Origin of the sequence: Testudinibacter aquarius (assembly GCF_004342725.1) — a bacterium.
Classification (GTDB): domain Bacteria; phylum Pseudomonadota; class Gammaproteobacteria; order Enterobacterales; family Pasteurellaceae; genus Chelonobacter; species Chelonobacter aquarius.
The window spans coordinates 119,432-135,242 of the sequence record NZ_SMCP01000001.1 but is presented as its reverse complement, the minus strand read 5'-3'; the positions used below and the strand labels follow the sequence as shown (position 1 = coordinate 135,242).

Annotated in this window: 12 protein-coding genes; 8 read left to right on the top strand and 4 right to left on the bottom strand. The window is 46.8% G+C overall.

Annotated elements, in window-relative coordinates:
* Positions 1 to 11: 11 nt before the first annotated feature.
* Positions 12 to 5,189: an alpha-2-macroglobulin family protein gene (locus EDC16_RS00660; RefSeq protein WP_132964359.1), complete on the bottom strand. Its 5,178-nt coding sequence runs from the start codon at positions 5,187 to 5,189 to the stop codon at positions 12 to 14.
* A 278-nt stretch (positions 5,190 to 5,467) separates the two neighbouring features.
* On the opposite strand from EDC16_RS00660, the gene rpmH reads away from it, so the two are divergent.
* The 8 genes from rpmH (at position 5,468) to EDC16_RS00620 (ending at position 11,621) form a co-directional block, all read left to right on the top strand.
* Positions 5,468 to 5,602 carry a 50S ribosomal protein L34 gene (gene rpmH / locus EDC16_RS00655; RefSeq protein ID WP_084255372.1) on the top strand — a complete coding sequence of 45 codons (135 nt, stop codon included), beginning with the start codon at positions 5,468 to 5,470 and terminating at the stop codon, positions 5,600 to 5,602.
* Between the two features lie 29 nt (positions 5,603 to 5,631).
* Positions 5,632 to 5,991: a ribonuclease P protein component gene (gene rnpA / locus EDC16_RS00650; protein WP_132964357.1), complete on the top strand. Its 360-nt coding sequence runs from the start codon at positions 5,632 to 5,634 to the stop codon at positions 5,989 to 5,991.
* The gene (yidD, locus tag EDC16_RS00645) at positions 5,955 to 6,224 is read left to right on the top strand and encodes a membrane protein insertion efficiency factor YidD (RefSeq protein ID WP_132964356.1); all 270 of its coding nucleotides are present in this window, start codon (positions 5,955 to 5,957) and stop codon (positions 6,222 to 6,224) included. Before rnpA ends, yidD begins: the two co-directional genes overlap by 37 nt.
* Positions 6,225 to 6,241: 17 nt before the next feature.
* Positions 6,242 to 7,867, top strand: a complete 1,626-nt coding sequence (yidC, locus tag EDC16_RS00640) for a membrane protein insertase YidC (RefSeq protein ID WP_132964354.1) — start codon at positions 6,242 to 6,244, stop codon at positions 7,865 to 7,867.
* A 104-nt stretch (positions 7,868 to 7,971) separates the two neighbouring features.
* The gene (gene mnmE / locus EDC16_RS00635) at positions 7,972 to 9,333 is read left to right on the top strand and encodes a tRNA uridine-5-carboxymethylaminomethyl(34) synthesis GTPase MnmE (RefSeq protein WP_132964352.1); all 1,362 of its coding nucleotides are present in this window, start codon (positions 7,972 to 7,974) and stop codon (positions 9,331 to 9,333) included.
* Positions 9,334 to 9,366: 33 nt separating this feature from the next.
* Positions 9,367 to 9,861 (top strand): GNAT family N-acetyltransferase, encoded by a 495-nt coding sequence (locus tag EDC16_RS00630; RefSeq protein ID WP_198362734.1) that lies wholly within the window; start codon positions 9,367 to 9,369, stop codon positions 9,859 to 9,861.
* A gap of 90 nt (positions 9,862 to 9,951) precedes the next feature.
* Entirely contained in the window at positions 9,952 to 10,902 is a 951-nt protein-coding gene (locus EDC16_RS00625) for a bile acid:sodium symporter family protein (RefSeq protein ID WP_132964350.1), read from the top strand.
* Positions 10,899 to 11,621: a YwiC-like family protein gene (locus EDC16_RS00620; protein ID WP_132964348.1), complete on the top strand. Its 723-nt coding sequence runs from the start codon at positions 10,899 to 10,901 to the stop codon at positions 11,619 to 11,621. The genes EDC16_RS00625 and EDC16_RS00620 overlap by 4 nt, the downstream gene beginning before the upstream one ends.
* 208 nt (positions 11,622 to 11,829) lie before the next feature.
* Here EDC16_RS00620 and hcr read toward each other — a convergent pair whose 3' ends face one another.
* The 3 genes from hcr to EDC16_RS00605 form a co-directional block, all read right to left on the bottom strand.
* Positions 11,830 to 12,852, bottom strand: a complete 1,023-nt coding sequence (gene hcr, locus EDC16_RS00615) for an NADH oxidoreductase (protein ID WP_132964346.1) — start codon at positions 12,850 to 12,852, stop codon at positions 11,830 to 11,832.
* A gap of 77 nt (positions 12,853 to 12,929) precedes the next feature.
* The gene (gene hcp, locus EDC16_RS00610; protein ID WP_132964344.1) at positions 12,930 to 14,585 is read right to left on the bottom strand and encodes a hydroxylamine reductase; all 1,656 of its coding nucleotides are present in this window, start codon (positions 14,583 to 14,585) and stop codon (positions 12,930 to 12,932) included.
* A gap of 367 nt (positions 14,586 to 14,952) precedes the next feature.
* On the bottom strand, positions 14,953 to 15,762 hold the full coding sequence (locus EDC16_RS00605) for an outer membrane protein assembly factor BamD (RefSeq protein WP_132964342.1): 810 nt from the start codon (positions 15,760 to 15,762) through the stop codon (positions 14,953 to 14,955).
* Positions 15,763 to 15,811 lie beyond the last annotated feature (49 nt).

The following is a 15,811-nucleotide window of genomic DNA, read 5'->3' as shown; positions in this document are numbered from 1 at the left end:
ATGTTTATCTACTATTTTATACGAATTTCAGCCGATGGTAACACCGCACGGTATTGCGGCTGATACATATTCTCCAATGTGGTTGCCGGTGCTGTCCAATCACCGCTCTTGGCTGCACGCACTACGATACGGTGTGTGGCTGAAGTTTGATTCTGAGCGAAATTGAAGGCAACCAAATGGCGATCATCTCGATTTTCGCTGAACTCGGCCTGCAAGCTGGAGTCATCCTGTTCAAATATCGGCAGCGACATATTTTCCTGAATGCTGAAACCAGCCGGCAATGAATAAACCAACATCATATCTGCATTGGTTTGTGGTGCGGTTTCTGTTTTGCTCAATTCAAACTCGATAACCACCAGTTCGTTTAAGCTCAAAGCCGCCGGATCCAACGCTCTACCTTGCAGATCACGGAAAGTTATTTCAATCTGATAACCGTTTTCAATTTGCTCGGCGACTGTTGGCGTGATCCATTGATTCAGGCTGATAAAGGCTGGGTTTGTGCCCAGATTTCGCACTTGCACCGCTTCATTATTTAATGTGAGGGTTTCCAAACCATTCACTTGCAGTTTGTTGCCGTTCACTTCCAATTCCAGTTCGGCGCTGCTTTGCGGTAATAAGGTGGCTAACCTTGCCAGCCAGTGTGCGGATTGAGTGCTAAAATAGTCGGTCGATTTCAACTCATTCAACAGTGCGCCCCAAACCACATTGACTGCGCTATCAATATTTTCCACCAGTTTTGCCTCGGCGATTTTTAGCTTCTCGACTTGATTTTTTAATTCGTAAAGCAACACCATTTCAATGGCATAATCGCGTAGTTGAGCGCCGTAATTGGCATAACCAAAGCTGATCGCCTGCGGTGCTTTGGCGATCAACGCCATCTGTTCAGCCACCTTGCCGACTTCGCCTTGCAGTAGTAGTGCGTTTAAAATAAACAAACGGGCAGGGTAGATTTCACTCTGCTTTGCGACCACCGGTAAGGCTTTTAACAGGGCGCCTTGAACGGGCTCACCAGCTTTTGCCAGCACATATAAAGCATAGGCGTAGCCGCTGGTGTCAGCGATGGTTGGCTGTAAGCGGGCATAATCCGCATTATTGACGGCTTGGTATAAATAAGCCAAAGTGCGGTTCAACGTGCTATGCTGCTGGAACAGCGGATTTTGTAGTTTATTGTCGAGTAAGAACTCACCGACAAAAGCCGACAGCCAGACATCAGACTGATCGCCGCCCCACAAGGAGAAGCCACCATCGTATGCCTGCTGATTTGCCAGACGTAAAATCGCATTATTCAGGTTGTTTTGTCGTTGTGCTTGATCCGGATAATCCGCACTTGGCAGTTGATAACCCGGAATCAGTTGGTTTAACAACAGATTGTTCCACGAGGCGCTGGCGGTTTGCTCGACGCAGCCGTAGGGATAGGTGTTCAGATAGCTGATGACGTCTTGCGGATCGAACGGTGCACGGTTAGATAACACGAGGTTATTGGTGACCGTGCTACCTTGCGCCAAGGCCGGAGATTGCCATGTGCTGCCAGCGGCTAACTGGTTTAAGCTGATTTGATTAAACGGCAATGCCGGCTTGCGAATGTCGGCAAAACGTTGCCACTGTTTCTGAATGTCGCCACTGATTTGTAACTTGAATTCGGCTTTACCAGGCTGTTCAACCTTAAAAGTGCGGTCAAGCGTGATTGCTTGTTGTGGCTGTAATTGAATGACTTGAGTTTGCTTGTTGTCCTCAAATTTGACCAGCGCATTGGCGCTCATCTCTACATTCAGTTGCATGATTTTGTCTGTCGTATTATGCAACCGCACTTTCATCTCGGTTTGATCACCTGCCGACAAAAACAGCGGTGTATTAAGCTGCGTCACCAACGGCTCTTTGACAAGCATGGTTTTTTCAGTAGAACCGATTTGTTGCGGATTCCATGCCACTGCCATAATCCGCACTTTGCCGTTAAATTGTGGTAGCTCCAACTCGACTTGTGCCTTACCTTGATCGTCAAGCAAAATCGGATTTGACCAATAGGTCAACAAATCAATATCCAAATCCGGGAGAGCGACAGTACCGAGTTCAAGCGAATCATCAGTGCCGGCACCACTGCGGATTGCCGCTTGTCGCGCTTTGAGCTGTTTAATCAGACTGCCCCAAACATCGAACATCTCCAGATTAATCTGTTTTTTGCCCCAAAACGCTTCTTGCGGATTGTCGAAACTGGCTTTGGCAAGTTGATACAGCCCTTCATCGACCACCGCCACTTGCAGCCAAGTGTTTTTACTCGGTTTGTCCAACTGTAGTGGCAGGCTTATTTTTTGATTAGGTAAAGTCTCTGCCGGACTGTCAATTTGTAAATTTAAATTGACCTGTTGCAGATCGCTGCCTAACCAGTGTAAACCGACGGCTCGCAGGTTTTGTTTGTCGTTTGGTGCTTGATTCCAACCGTTGGCCAACAACCATAAACCTTGCGCCCATTCGTCCTGCCATTTGAAATCCAGTTCGGCTTCGCCATTGCTAAAATTCACTTGGTAGTTATCGACAATTTCCCGTGTCGCCAATTTAACACTGGCCGGGCCGTCAAACGGCGCTCGCAACCGCACTTTTACCCGTTCACCGTCTTGGTAGCGCTCTTTGTCACTGCTGATAGAAATGGTGTCCGGTGCATTATTGATATTCGGCTGTGACCAATTGCCGTATTCAATCGGCACCGAAGCGGCAGTCAGTGGGCTGGCGCCTTGTACTTCCAGCACCCAACTGCCGTCGTTGATCGGCAACGAAATCGAACTCGGTTGTTTGGCTTCGGCGTTGATACTGCCTTGGGCGGTTAAGTAGCGGCTTTCATTGACTTTGTAATCCCAACCGGAATCGTTACGATACCAATACCAGCTGTAGTTGACTTGATACAGTTTCCAATCCAGTTTGCCGCTTAACACTTGTCCTTGTTCGTCGATCAGTGCCGCTTGTGCGGTTTTGTCTTGCACGGTCAATGCCAGATAAGGCTCGTTACGTTGAATATTCACTGTCAGGGTGTCGATCACCTCTTGTCCGCTCGGTTCGGTGACCGCACTTTGCAATTTCAGTTGCAATGGTTTGCTGCTGTGCGGCAGGTTGGTCAGTGGTAACGCAAATTGGCTGATGCCTTGCTTATCGGTTGCAGGCAACGTATTTTGCTGCGAGCTGGCTTTGCTTTGTTCATCAAATAGGCCGATTTGCCAGTTTTTCCAGGCTTGCCATTGCGGATTGCTCTCATCACTGCTTTGAATCAGCCAGTTGACATTACTTGATAGCTCACTTGCCGGCGAGCCGTACAGCCAGTCAGCTTTAATATCAAAAAGTGCGGTTTCGCCACTGTGTAATACCGGGGTTTGGCTGAGGGTTTTTACACTGATTTGCTGTGGCAAAATCGCCGCCAGATTAATGTTGTGCTCGGTGAGATAGCCTTTGCCGTCATTTGCCAGAGACAATTGCAGCTTCCAGTTGCCTAACCGGGCAATTGACGGAAAATAGTGGCTGAAATAGTAAGCGCCATTGTTGTGTGGTTTCAGTTCATTCACGGAGAAGATTTTACCGTCAGGGCGAACTAGGGTTGCCCAAATTGAAGTGCCGGAGAACGGCTTTCCGTCAGGGGTCTTGAACAAAAACATCGCATTGGTGGTGTCATTCGGACGGTAAACACCACGATCAAACCAAACCCAACTTTGCATGAGCGGGCTTGCCAACTCGCCGGACAGCCCTTTGTCGGACAGATCAATGCTGTCGCTCAGCAAATCCAAATAGCCCATGCGGTTTTGCTCAAGGCTGATGATATGGCTTGGGGTTGCGCCGCGTTCACCGCTAATATGTGCTTGCTCGAAAAAGGCGATTCCGTTGCGGTCGGTTTTGACCGTTGCCAGAATATCGTTATCTTTGGCATATAAGCTGACAGCTTGTCCCGAAACGGGTTTTTTGCTTTCCAGATCGCGCACTTCGACCCATAATCCTTGTGAGGTTTTATAGGCGGTAAAGCCGTTGTTGCTTAAGGTAAAGGTAATCAAATCGGCATTTTCATCATTGTTATTGTCCACACTGGCTTTCAATACATACACGCCAGGCTTCATCTCTTGTACTAAATCGTCAAAAAAGATATTGCTGTTGCTGGTTTGATTTTGCGGCTTGGCTTTGGGCTGAAAATGCCCTTCGAACAGTAACCGAGCGTTCTCATTCAAGGTTGAATCGATACGCCACCAATAGGCATTGGAAGCGATAAGGTCACGCACCGGATAATTCGCCAGATTATTCGCAGGAATTTGCCACAGCTGCAAATGGATTTTATCCACATTGGCAGATTCCAAGTTGAGATTACGCTCGCTATAAGCATTCAACACTTTGCCTTTATTGGCAAACCGCAGCATCGGGGTACGGTTGCCGGTAGTAACATTCAGATGTATCAGCCGATCTTGCTCGGTTGGATTGGTTAGCCCCAAGCGATATTCACTTTGTAATTTGGGATCAATTTGCAGGGCGTACTCGGTTTGCCATTCTCCTTGGAAACAGATATTTTCGCCTTGATACTGCCATTGAACGTTGTTGTTCGGGCTGACATGAAGAAATTGTTTCCAGTTTTGTAGCGGTTCGGGGTTCACGATTTGGGAAAAGTTCAAGCAAACCAGCGGGATGTCTAAGTTGTTTTGCACATTAGCTTTGTTCAGCTTAAAGCCGTATGAATCGACGAAACGCTGCCAGTATTGTTGCACATCATCGACGTTGGTGTGCTGTGAAACATAACGTTGAAAAGCGGGAAAAGTAAACTCGATATTACGTTGATCATAGTCGGTGATCATGCTGTACAGCTTATATTGATTCTCGGCAGACGGAAAATATTGGTTATATAGATACAGATACGGCACTAAACGATCGCCATAAAAATTTTTATCGGCAATGTTATACAGGGTTGAAACCAGTTGATTTTTATTTTTCAGATTCTGAAAATTTAGATTTTGAGCTGAGTTGTTGGTATCTGTCGCCGCGCGCAATTGTTGAAGCTGTTCCTGAGAGAATTCAGAATACAATAAAGATTTTGGATTCTCATCCAAAAACAGATCGAGCTGTGTTAACGTCTGTTCAGCGGCTTGATCTAAGGTTGTTTGATTCCAGACGGCAGCCCAAGAGGAAACAGGCAAGCAGGAGAGTGTCAACAGTGTTGCGGCAAGCTTTGTCATAAAACAATCCTCAGCTAGAGATAGTGTTCGTGATTATCAGTTATTTCTCCCCGATAAACAAGCCTAAGTGATAGCCGGACAGCTTCTCTGATGAGAGGGTAAATAAATTGCCCCTTTTTGTGAATCTGAAATTGACTTGTCCGTCGTTTGCGATTAAAATTCTGTTCCTTATTTTTGGGTAGCCATAAAATCTTTCTTGTGGAGGCGCTTTTTAGAAGCAAAGGATACCTGAAGTACCCTTGAGACATTTTTGTTAAATAATAAGTAGAGATTTAGTTATGAAACGTACATTTCAACCATCAGTATTAAAGCGTAGCCGTACTCACGGTTTCCGCGCCCGTATGGCGACCAAAAACGGCCGTCAAGTTTTAGCACGTCGCCGTGCCAAAGGTCGTAAGCGCCTGTCAGCTTAATTGACGCTGCCTAACCGACCGCACTTAGTGTGATTAAGCACAAGTTTCCTCGGGAGTCACGCTTGCTGACTCCCGAACAATTCAAATTTGTTTTCCAGCAACCTGTCCGCGCAAGTCGCCCTGAGATCACCATTCTCGCCCGAGCCAATCAACTGGATAGCCCTCGTCTAGGCTTGACTGTGGCTAAAAAATATTTAAAACGTGCTCACGAACGTAACCGAATTAAACGTTTATGTCGAGAATATTTCCGTTTGAATCAACACCAGCTTCCTGCGATGGATTTTGTGATTGTCGCAAGAAAGGGGATTGGTGAACTGGATAACCGCACTTTGACCGAAATTTTGGATAAATTATGGCAACGTCACCGTCGTTTGGCGCAAAAGGCTTAATTTTTTTAATTAAAGGCTATCGTTTAATCATCAGTCCGATGCTCGGACCACGCTGTCGTTTCAATCCGACTTGCTCACAATATGGACTAGAAGCCATTCAAACGCACGGCGCGTTAAAAGGTGGTTGGCTTACGCTGAAACGTGTATTAAAATGTCACCCTTTGAGTGCAGGTGGCGATGATCCTGTTCCGCCGAAAGGCTCTGGGCAAAACCACCATAACCACGAACACTAACCATACAGAGAAAAACAATGAATTCAAAACGCAGTTTATTAGTTATCGCTTTACTGTTTATTTCTTTTTTGGTGTATCAGCAATGGCAGATTGATTATGTGTTGCCAAAGCCGGCCGCTACACAAGAAACAACAGTAGTCAATAACGGCAGCGATACCCCAACATCATCCAGCACAGCAGTCACCAATGTTGATAATCAAACCACAGGACGAGTGATTAGCGTTGAAAGTGATGTGCTGAGCCTGAAAATCGACACCTTAGGTGGCGATATTGTGGATTCAAATTTATTGAAATATGATGCGACATTGAATTCAACCACGCCATTTTCGTTGATGCAAAACGACAACAACTTAGTTTATGTGGCACAAAGCGGTTTGATCGGCAAAAATGGTATTGATACTCCAGCTGCCCGCGCCCAATATCAAATCAGCGGCGATAGTTTTAAACTGGAAGACGGACAAGATCAAATCAAAATCCCGTTGACGCTGGAAAAAGACGGCGTGCAAGTGATTAAAACGTTCACTTTAAGCCGGGGTAGTTATGCGGTAGAGGTGGATTATCAAATCACCAACCACAGCGGACAAGCGATCGAATTGCAGCCGTATGCACAAATCAAACATACTTTGGTTGATCACTCTACCAACTTGGCGATGCCGACTTATACCGGCGGAGCGTATTCTTCTTCTGAGACTAACTATAAAAAATACAGTTTTGAAGATATGCAAAAAGCCAATTTGTCAATTAATACCAAACCGGGCTGGGTGGCATTGCTGCAACACTATTTTGTGACCGCTTGGATTCCGGATCAGAATGCTGAAAACCATTTATACAGCAGCACCAACCAACAGTTTGCGTTCATTGGTTTCCGTGCCCCGACCACCGTGATTGCCGACGGCAGCAGCCAAACCATCAACAGCAAATTGTGGACCGGTCCGAAATTACAAAACCAAATGGAAACCGTGGCACCGCACTTGGACTTAACTGTGGATTATGGTTGGGCGTGGTTTATTGCCAAACCATTGTTTAAATTACTGCAATTCATTCAAAGTATTGTCTCTAACTGGGGCTTGGCGATTATCGGTGTTACCATTGTGGTGAAAGCGATTTTATATCCGCTGACCAAAGCGCAATATACCTCAATGGCAAAAATGCGGATGCTGCAACCAAGAATGCAGGAGCTGCGCGAGCGTTTTGGCGAAGACAAACAACGCATGAGCCAAGAAATGATGAAAATGTATAAAGAGGAAAAAGTGAACCCGCTTGGCGGCTGTTTACCGATTCTGTTACAAATGCCGATTTTCATCGCATTATACTGGACCTTTATGGAAGCGGTCGAGCTGCGCCATGCGCCATTCTTCGGCTGGATTCAAGACTTATCGGCACAAGATCCGTACTATATTTTACCATTGCTGATGGGCGGTTCGATGTTCTTGTTGCAAAAAATGTCGCCGACGCCGGTTGCTGACCCAACCCAACAAAAAATTATGACCTTCATGCCGGTAGTGTTCACCATCTTCTTCCTGTGGTTCCCGGCCGGCTTGGTGTTGTACTGGTTGGTTTCCAACGTGATCACGATTATCCAACAGCAGTTAATCTATCGTGGTTTGGAGAAAAAAGGGTTGCATTCTCGCGGTAAGAAGTAATGTTGATTCGATAATGTAGCGGCGTATTGCATACGCCTTTACGATAGTGAAACCGCACTTTAAGTTAAAGTGCGGTTTGTTCTATTTTGCAGCTGGGAATATTTATGAATAAAGAGACCATTGTCGCCCAAGCCACGGCACCCGGCCGTGGCGGAATCGGGATTTTGCGTATCTCGGGACCAAGTGCGGTTGCCGTTGCCGAAGCGGTGTTAGGCAAATGCCCGAAACCGCGCATTGCCGACTACCTGCCGTTTAAAGACAGTGACGGCACGATTTTAGATCAAGGCATTGCCCTGTATTTTAAAGCCCCGCATTCGTTTACCGGTGAAGATGTGCTTGAGCTGCAAGGACACGGCGGACAAGTGGTGCTGGACTTACTGCTAAAACGGATTTTGCAGCTGGACGGCATTCGCATCGCCCGTCCCGGCGAATTTTCCGAACAGGCATTTTTAAACGATAAACTGGATCTGGCACAGGCGGAAGCGATTGCCGATTTGATCGATGCCAGTTCGGAACAGGCGGCACGCTCGGCATTGAAATCACTGCAAGGGGAATTTTCTAACAAAGTCAATCAATTGGTTGATGCAGTGATTTATCTGCGGACTTATGTGGAAGCCTCGATTGATTTTCCCGATGAAGAGATCGATTTTCTGGCGGACGGTATTATCGAAAAACGCTTGAATGACATTATTCAGCAGCTGGCCAAAGTGCAGTCCGAGGCAAAACAGGGATCGCTATTGCGTGAAGGTATGAAAGTGGTGATTGCCGGACGTCCGAATGCCGGTAAATCCAGTTTGCTGAATGCCCTTGCCGGACGGGAAGCCGCGATTGTCACCGATATTGCCGGCACAACCCGTGATGTATTGCGTGAACATATTCATATCGATGGCATGCCGTTGCATATTATTGATACCGCTGGTTTGCGTGAAGCGACCGATGAAGTGGAACGCATCGGTATTGATCGCGCTTGGATGGAGATCGAACAGGCGGATCATGTGTTGCTGATGATCGACAGCACCACCACGCAGGAGCTGAACCCGCACAAAATCTGGGCGGAATTTATCGAACGGCTGCCGACCTCGATGCCGATCACGGTGATCCGCAATAAAGCCGATTTGAGCCGCGAAACGGAAGGAATTGAGCAGCATGACGGCTACACCACTATCCGTTTGTCAGCCAAAACCAAGGGCGGTATTGAGTTGCTTCGTGATCACCTGAAACAGTCGATGGGTTATCAAACGGTGACCGAAGGCGGTTTTCTTGCCCGCCGTCGCCACTTGGAAGCACTGCAAGTCGCCAGCGAACACTTGCAAAGCGGACATATCCAACTGACCCAATTCCACGCCGGCGAACTGCTGGCGGAAGAGTTGCGTATGGTGCAGGATGCATTAAGCGAAATCACTGGGCAGTTCACGTCCGATGATTTGTTAAGCAATATTTTCAGTTCGTTTTGTATCGGTAAATAAACTCAGTTGCAAACGAACTTGGAGGAGGGCACTGTGCTGACATTCAGACAGGCGACAATGGCGGATATTGATCGTTGTTTTGAAATCGAATCAACTGCTTATGCCTCAGATGAAGCGGCAAGTCGTGAAAAGATTGCATTACGGATAGCACAATATCCCGATGGTTTTCTGCTGATGGAAATCGAGAATCGGATTATTGGTTTTATCAATAGCGGGTGTGCCGAAGACGTGGTGATGTCCGATGAACAATTTAAACAACTAATCGGACATGACCCCGCCGCACCGAATGTGGTGATTATGTCGGTGGTGGTCGACCCGCATTATCAGGGGCGTGGCTATTCCGTGCGCTTAATGCAGCAGTTTATCCAGCTGATGCGGCGCCGACAAAAACAGGCGATTTATCTGATGTGCAAAGCAGAGTATATCCGTTTTTATGAAAAATTCGGTTATCGCTATCTTAAACCGTCAGCATTCAAGCACGGCAGTGTAGCATGGTATGAAATGATTCTGGCGCTTAGCCGTGCGTAAAAGCATTTGCAAAAATGCCCCTTAGTGAGAATTGAAATCACCTAAAAGTTTTGTTATGGTCAATCCTTTACCATTGCAAGAGATTTTCCCATGCAGACCTTACTCAAGATTAACCATTTTGTCAGCAAAACCTTTGCGCTTTGGGTTTTACTGTTTGCCTTTTTAGCCTTTCAATTTCCGGCTTATTTTTCGCCTTTTGTCAGTTATATTCCGTATTTGCTCGGCATCGTGATGTTTGGCATGGGTATCACGTTGACTTTCAATGATTTCGGCGAAGTGTTTAAACATCCGAAATCGGTATTGATCGGTGTGGTCAGCCAGTTTGTGATTATGCCGGCGATTGCTTTCGGTTTGGCAAAAGGCTTTGCTTTGCCGACGGATTTGGCGATTGGCGTGATTTTGGTCGGTTCGTGTCCGGGTGGCACTTCGTCCAATGTGATGACCTATTTAGCACGCGGCAATACCGCACTTTCAGTGGCTTGCACGACCATTTCGACGTTGCTGGCACCGATTTTAACCCCTGCGGTTTTCTATATTTTGGCAAGCCAGTGGCTGGATATCAATGCCGCTGCCATGTTTGTCTCGGTGTTAAAAATGGTGCTGTTCCCGATTTTCTTGGGTTTGGTGGTGCGTGCGTTGTTCAAAAAACAAATGGCGCAGTTGAGCCAAAGTATGCCGCTGCTTTCAGTGGTGGCGATTGTGTTGATTCTGTCGGCTGTGGTGGCGGTCAGCAAAGATAAAATCGTTGAATCAGGCTTGATTATTTTCGGTATCGTGGTGCTACATAACGGTTTAGGCTACTTGATCGGTTTTTTCACCGCAAAATTATTCAATCTGAGCACTTATGACAGCAAGGCGATTTCGATTGAAGTCGGCATGCAAAATTCAGGCTTAGGGGCGGCGTTGGCTAATGCACACTTTAACCCGCTGGCGGCGGTGCCAAGTGCGGTCTTCAGTTTCTGGCATAATATCTCCGGTCCGATTTTGGCGACATTTTTGGCTTCGTTAAAACAGAAAAAAGCAAAAGCCGGCGCAAAATGAAACTGCTGATTTCCAACCAACACGGTGCAATCGTGATGGCATTATTACCGTTTTTATACGGGATGTTGTCATCACCGAATGTCATCTGGCAGCACGCGTTTTTATTGCTGGCGTGGGCTTGTCTATATCTGTTTACCTATCCGTTTTTTAATCTGTTCAAAGGACGGAATTTGACGCAAAACCGCACTTGGGCAATCGGTTACGGACTGACCGCACTTTTATTTTCTCTTCCGGCATTGTGGCATAACTGGCAACTGCTGTATTTTTTATTGGCGATGCTGCCGTTTGGTGGGTTGGCGATTTATTACGTTAAACAGAAAGATGAACGTGCGTTGGGCAATGACTTGGCGGCGATTGCGATTTTTGGCATTGCCGGTATGGCGGCATATTACTTTGCCGACCGCACTTTTGATCGCCAAATTATGTTGGTTTTCCTCTATCCCTGTCTATTTTTTGTCGGCACCATGCTGTATGTTAAAAGCATTCTGCGCGAGCGTAAAGATCCGCGCTACTTGCAAGCCTCGATTATTTTTCATCTATTATGCGTGTTGGTGATAGGCTATTTTGACTTGCGAACCGCACTTTGCTTTGTACCGGCTTTGCTCAGAGCGATGATTGTACCCTTGTGGCTGATGCCGCGTAAAAGGCTCAATCCAAAGCAAATCGGGCTGATTGAAATGGGGATTTCGCTGTTGTTTTTGCTTGGGTTGTTGGTGTAATTATTTGATTTAAATGAGGAAGTATAGGGGCCGATTATATATCGGCCTGAACCGCACTTTGCATTTTTCCTTTATTGATTAAGTGCTTATATCGCACTTCGCAAACGGGCGGATATATAATCCGCCCCTACGCTACGCTGACTTATCCATGACCTTTGTCAATAATCTAAAGTGCGGCTTGTACCGCACTTTGGTTGCTTGCAAAGGATTAAATCACCGGCTCGACCTGCATATTGCCTTTGATTTGGCAGCGGCATGCCAGCACATAGCCCTGTTCGATTTCTTGCGGTGTCAGTGGGCCGGTGGTGCTGGTTTCGTATTCGCCTTGCAGCACTTTGGTTTTGCACGAACCGCAGATGCCGGTGCGGCAGGCGGCAATCACCGGAATATTATTTTCTTCCAGCGCACTCAGCAATGAAATGCCGAACGGTACGGAAACGGTTTGTTCGCCGATGATACCGTAAACCGTCAAGCCGACTTGCTTACTGTTGTCGGTCATACACACTTCGGTTGAGGAGTGGAACTGTTCAAGGAAAAACCGCTCTTTCGGTACGCCTAGCTGCTCGGTGATGTCACGAATATGCTGCATATAGCTTTCCGGGCCGCAGGTTAACACGGTGCAGTCGGCAATATGCGGCACCAGTTCTTGCAGCATTTGTTGCGAAATCCGTCCGGCATAAAAGCCTTCGCTGGCGCCTTGCGAGGAGTTCATGTATAGCCTCAAGTGCGGATATTGCGCCTTCAGTTGTTCCCATTCGCGTTTGAAAATCACGTCTTTCGGCGAATGCACGCTGTAGAACACCGTTAAATTGGCTTGTGGACGATTGACGCATAACCAACGCACCATCGACATAATCGGTGTGATGCCGCAACCACCGGCAACCAACAGATAATTGTCGCTGACGATTTTGGAACAGGTGAAATCTCCCTTAGGATCAGACAGCCACAGCGTATCGCCGACCTTGACATCTTGTGTCAGCCAGGTTGAGCCAACTCCGTTTTCAATCCGGCGCACGGTTAAGGTGACATAACGGCTTAAACCGGGCGTAGAGGAGAGGGTGTAGGCACGGGCAATATCTGGGGTATTTTTAATACTGACCAGCGCATATTGCCCCGGTTCGTAGGGATAAAAATCTTGTGCGATCAGTTCGAGGGTGTAAACATCGTCGGTTTCTTGCACGATGTTGTTGACCATCATTTCATTGATACAGAAAGCATTTGGGTTTGACATAGTTGAAAATCCTAAACAAAACAAAGTGCGGTCACCAGATAAGAGCCGACCGCACTTGGTATGACATCATGCAATCATTAGCGTGCTAACGCTTGTTGCATGTCTTGTTGTGGGGTGGTCAAGCCGCGCAGGCCGAATTTTTCATTCAGAATCGCCAATAAATTGTTGTTCAAAAATGCCGGTGCGGTCGGGCCGGTGTAGATATCTTTCACACCCAATGCCAACAAGGTCAGCAAAATCACAATTGCTTTTTGCTCGAACCAAGACAACACCAATGTCAACGGCAGATCGTTAACGCCACAGCCCAGTTTTTCCGCCAAGTTGACGGCCAACATGATTGCGGAGTAAGCATCGTTACATTGACCGACATCTAACAAGCGCGGCAAACCGCCTTCCAATGTGCCGAATTCCAGTTTGTTGAAGCGGTATTTACCGCAACCTAGGGTCAATACTACGCAATCTTCCGGTACGCTACGCGCAAATTCGGTGTAGTAGCTGCGTTCGCCCACGCTACCGTCGCAACCGCCGACCAAGAACACATGGCGTAATTTTTTCTCGGCAACCAAGTTAATTACCGCATCAGAAGCATCCAGCAGGGTTTGGCGACCGAAACCGACGGTGATGTTGTGTTCGATTTCGCTGTATGGGAAGCCCGCCATTTGTTGCGCCTGTTCGATCACTTGGCTGAAATCGCGATCATCCAAGTGTTTCACGCCCGGCCAGCCGACGATGCTGCGGGTGTAGATGCGATCGGCATAGTTGCCGACATTCGGATCGATGATACAGTTGGAGGTCATGATCACCGGCCCCGGGAATTTGGCAAATTCCCGTTGTTGGTTCTGCCAGCCTCCGCCGTAGTTGCCGACTAAATGGCTGTATTTTTTCAGTTCCGGATAACCGTGCGCCGGCAGCATTTCGCCGTGGGTATACACGTTAATCCCTGTGCCTTCGGTTTGTTCCAGTAGCGCTTTCAGATCTTTCAAATCATGACCGGAAATCAGGATACATTTGCCGGCAATCGGTTTAACATTGACACTGGATGGCGTCGGATTGCCGAAGGCGGCGGTTTCGCCTTTGTCCAATAAGCCCATCACGCCAAAATTCATCATGCCGATGCCCAGTGAATTTTTCAGTAAAGTATCGATGTCGGTCGGATTGGTGCCCAGCCAAGACATATATTGGTGGAATTCCAGATAAATCTGGTTATCGAATTGGCCTAAAACATGGGCGTGTTCCATATAGGCCGCTGCACCTTTCAAACCGTAAAGACAGAGCATTCTCAAGCCGTGTACTTCTTCGCTGATCTCATTGATGTCTTTATTCAAGGCGAAGTCTTCCGCTTGTGCGGTCAGGGCGGCAATCTCACTGCCGTTCAATTTCAAATGTGCCAACGGGTGATCGCTGTCGGTGCTTGGATTGACCGCACGGCAGCGTTGGATCAGTTGATCGCGATAGGTTTGCGCTTGTTGGGCATATTCCACAATGCGTTTGGAGTCAAAATTGACGTTGGTCAAGGTGGAGAAAAAGGCCTGAGCGGTGAACGCATCGATCTCATTGTCGATAATCGCCAATTCGCGTGCTTTAATCGCCCAAGTAGACAGGCTGTATAACGCCGCTATTAATAAATCTTGCAAATCGGAGGTTTCAGCCGTTTTGCCGCACATCCCTTGCGAGTAGCTGCAGCCGTTACCGACAGGGGTTTTCATGGTTTGTTCGCATTGAATACAGTACATAATTCAAATTCCTTTTTATAGATTGTGTTGATCGTATCGAGTGAGTTGAGTAATAAGTAAAATAGCTGTTAATTCGTTTTAACAGACGTATCATAAAAGGATCTTATTTATAAAAGAAGTATTTGTGATGCTTATTTAAGGTTTTCTTGATTTAGATCGTGTTTTGCTTTTCACAATAAACACTCAAAATCGACTTGAGATCAAAATGTGTATAAAAAAGTGCAGAAAAGAGGCATTAATTATCCGGGAACATGTAGGTAGTGATTGGCAGGAACAATGAAAATAGAACGAAAAGCATGATTGAGCTACAATAAAAAACACCTTAACATCGAATAACGTTAAGGTGTTTTTTTATTAAATCGAGCGGTTACTGGGCGGTTGGTGACAGCACATTGGGAACGACTAAATTCACATCACCTTCAGGAACCGGGATTTCAGCGAAGGTTTTGTTTTCGCCTTGTTTGATTAATTCGGCGATTTTAGCAGCAGGTTCGTTGAGTTTCATCGCCTGATAGGATTTTTTCAATAATGGCAGCGCCTCATGGGTCGCTTGTGTATCAGGATAGGTATCCAACAAGCCTAGTACACGGTTTACTGTGGCAACATAAGCATGCCGTTTGAAATAAAATTCGGCCACTTGTTGTTCGTGGCGAGCCAGTGCATTACGTAGATAGTTGGCGCGTACGGCGGAATCGGCAGCATATTGGCTGTTCGGGAAATGTTGTTGCAACGTTTCAAAGTTGTGCAGCGCATTGGTTAAGGTTAGCGGATCACGCGAGGCACGGTCGGTGCCAAATGCCTTTTGTAAGAAGTGATCGCCCAACTCAGTATTGATCAATCCTGCCAGATACAACACGAAATCTAAATGTTGGCTGTTGCTGTGCAAGCGCAAAAAACGTTCGGCGTTTGCCAGTGCCAAGGTGTATTCAGAATCTTTATAGTTGGCGTAAATTAATCCCAATTGTGCTTGTTCGGCATAGGCGCCAAACGGATAACGGCTGTCTACGGCATCCAGATAACGAATGGCTTCTGCATAGTTTTCATCTAAAAGATACGTATTGGCTTTGCTATAAAGTTCTTCCACCGACGCAGTTTCGACTTCTTTTTTATCGGAGGAGCAGGCGGCAACGCTTAAGGCGGTCAGCAACAGTAAGGCAAGCGATTTTAATTTATACATAAATAACAATCCTAAAGAGGTTTTTGCAAAAAGTGCGGTCGGCTGGCAA

Excerpts from the sequence above, each read along its gene's own strand:
- EDC16_RS00660 (WP_132964359.1), bottom strand. The coding sequence starts at position 5,189 with ATGACAAAGCTTGCCGCAACACTGTTGACACTCTCCTGCTTGCCTGTT.
- rpmH (WP_084255372.1), top strand. The coding sequence starts at position 5,468 with ATGAAACGTACATTTCAACCATCAGTATTAAAGCGTAGCCGTACTCAC.
- yidD (WP_132964356.1), top strand. The coding sequence starts at position 5,955 with ATGGCAACGTCACCGTCGTTTGGCGCAAAAGGCTTAATTTTTTTAATT.
- yidC (WP_132964354.1), top strand. The coding sequence starts at position 6,242 with ATGAATTCAAAACGCAGTTTATTAGTTATCGCTTTACTGTTTATTTCT.
- mnmE (WP_132964352.1), top strand. The coding sequence starts at position 7,972 with ATGAATAAAGAGACCATTGTCGCCCAAGCCACGGCACCCGGCCGTGGC.
- EDC16_RS00625 (WP_132964350.1), top strand. The coding sequence starts at position 9,952 with ATGCAGACCTTACTCAAGATTAACCATTTTGTCAGCAAAACCTTTGCG.
- EDC16_RS00620 (WP_132964348.1), top strand. The coding sequence starts at position 10,899 with ATGAAACTGCTGATTTCCAACCAACACGGTGCAATCGTGATGGCATTA.
- hcr (WP_132964346.1), bottom strand. The coding sequence starts at position 12,852 with ATGTCAAACCCAAATGCTTTCTGTATCAATGAAATGATGGTCAACAAC.
- hcp (WP_132964344.1), bottom strand. The coding sequence starts at position 14,585 with ATGTACTGTATTCAATGCGAACAAACCATGAAAACCCCTGTCGGTAAC.
- EDC16_RS00605 (WP_132964342.1), bottom strand. The coding sequence starts at position 15,762 with ATGTATAAATTAAAATCGCTTGCCTTACTGTTGCTGACCGCCTTAAGC.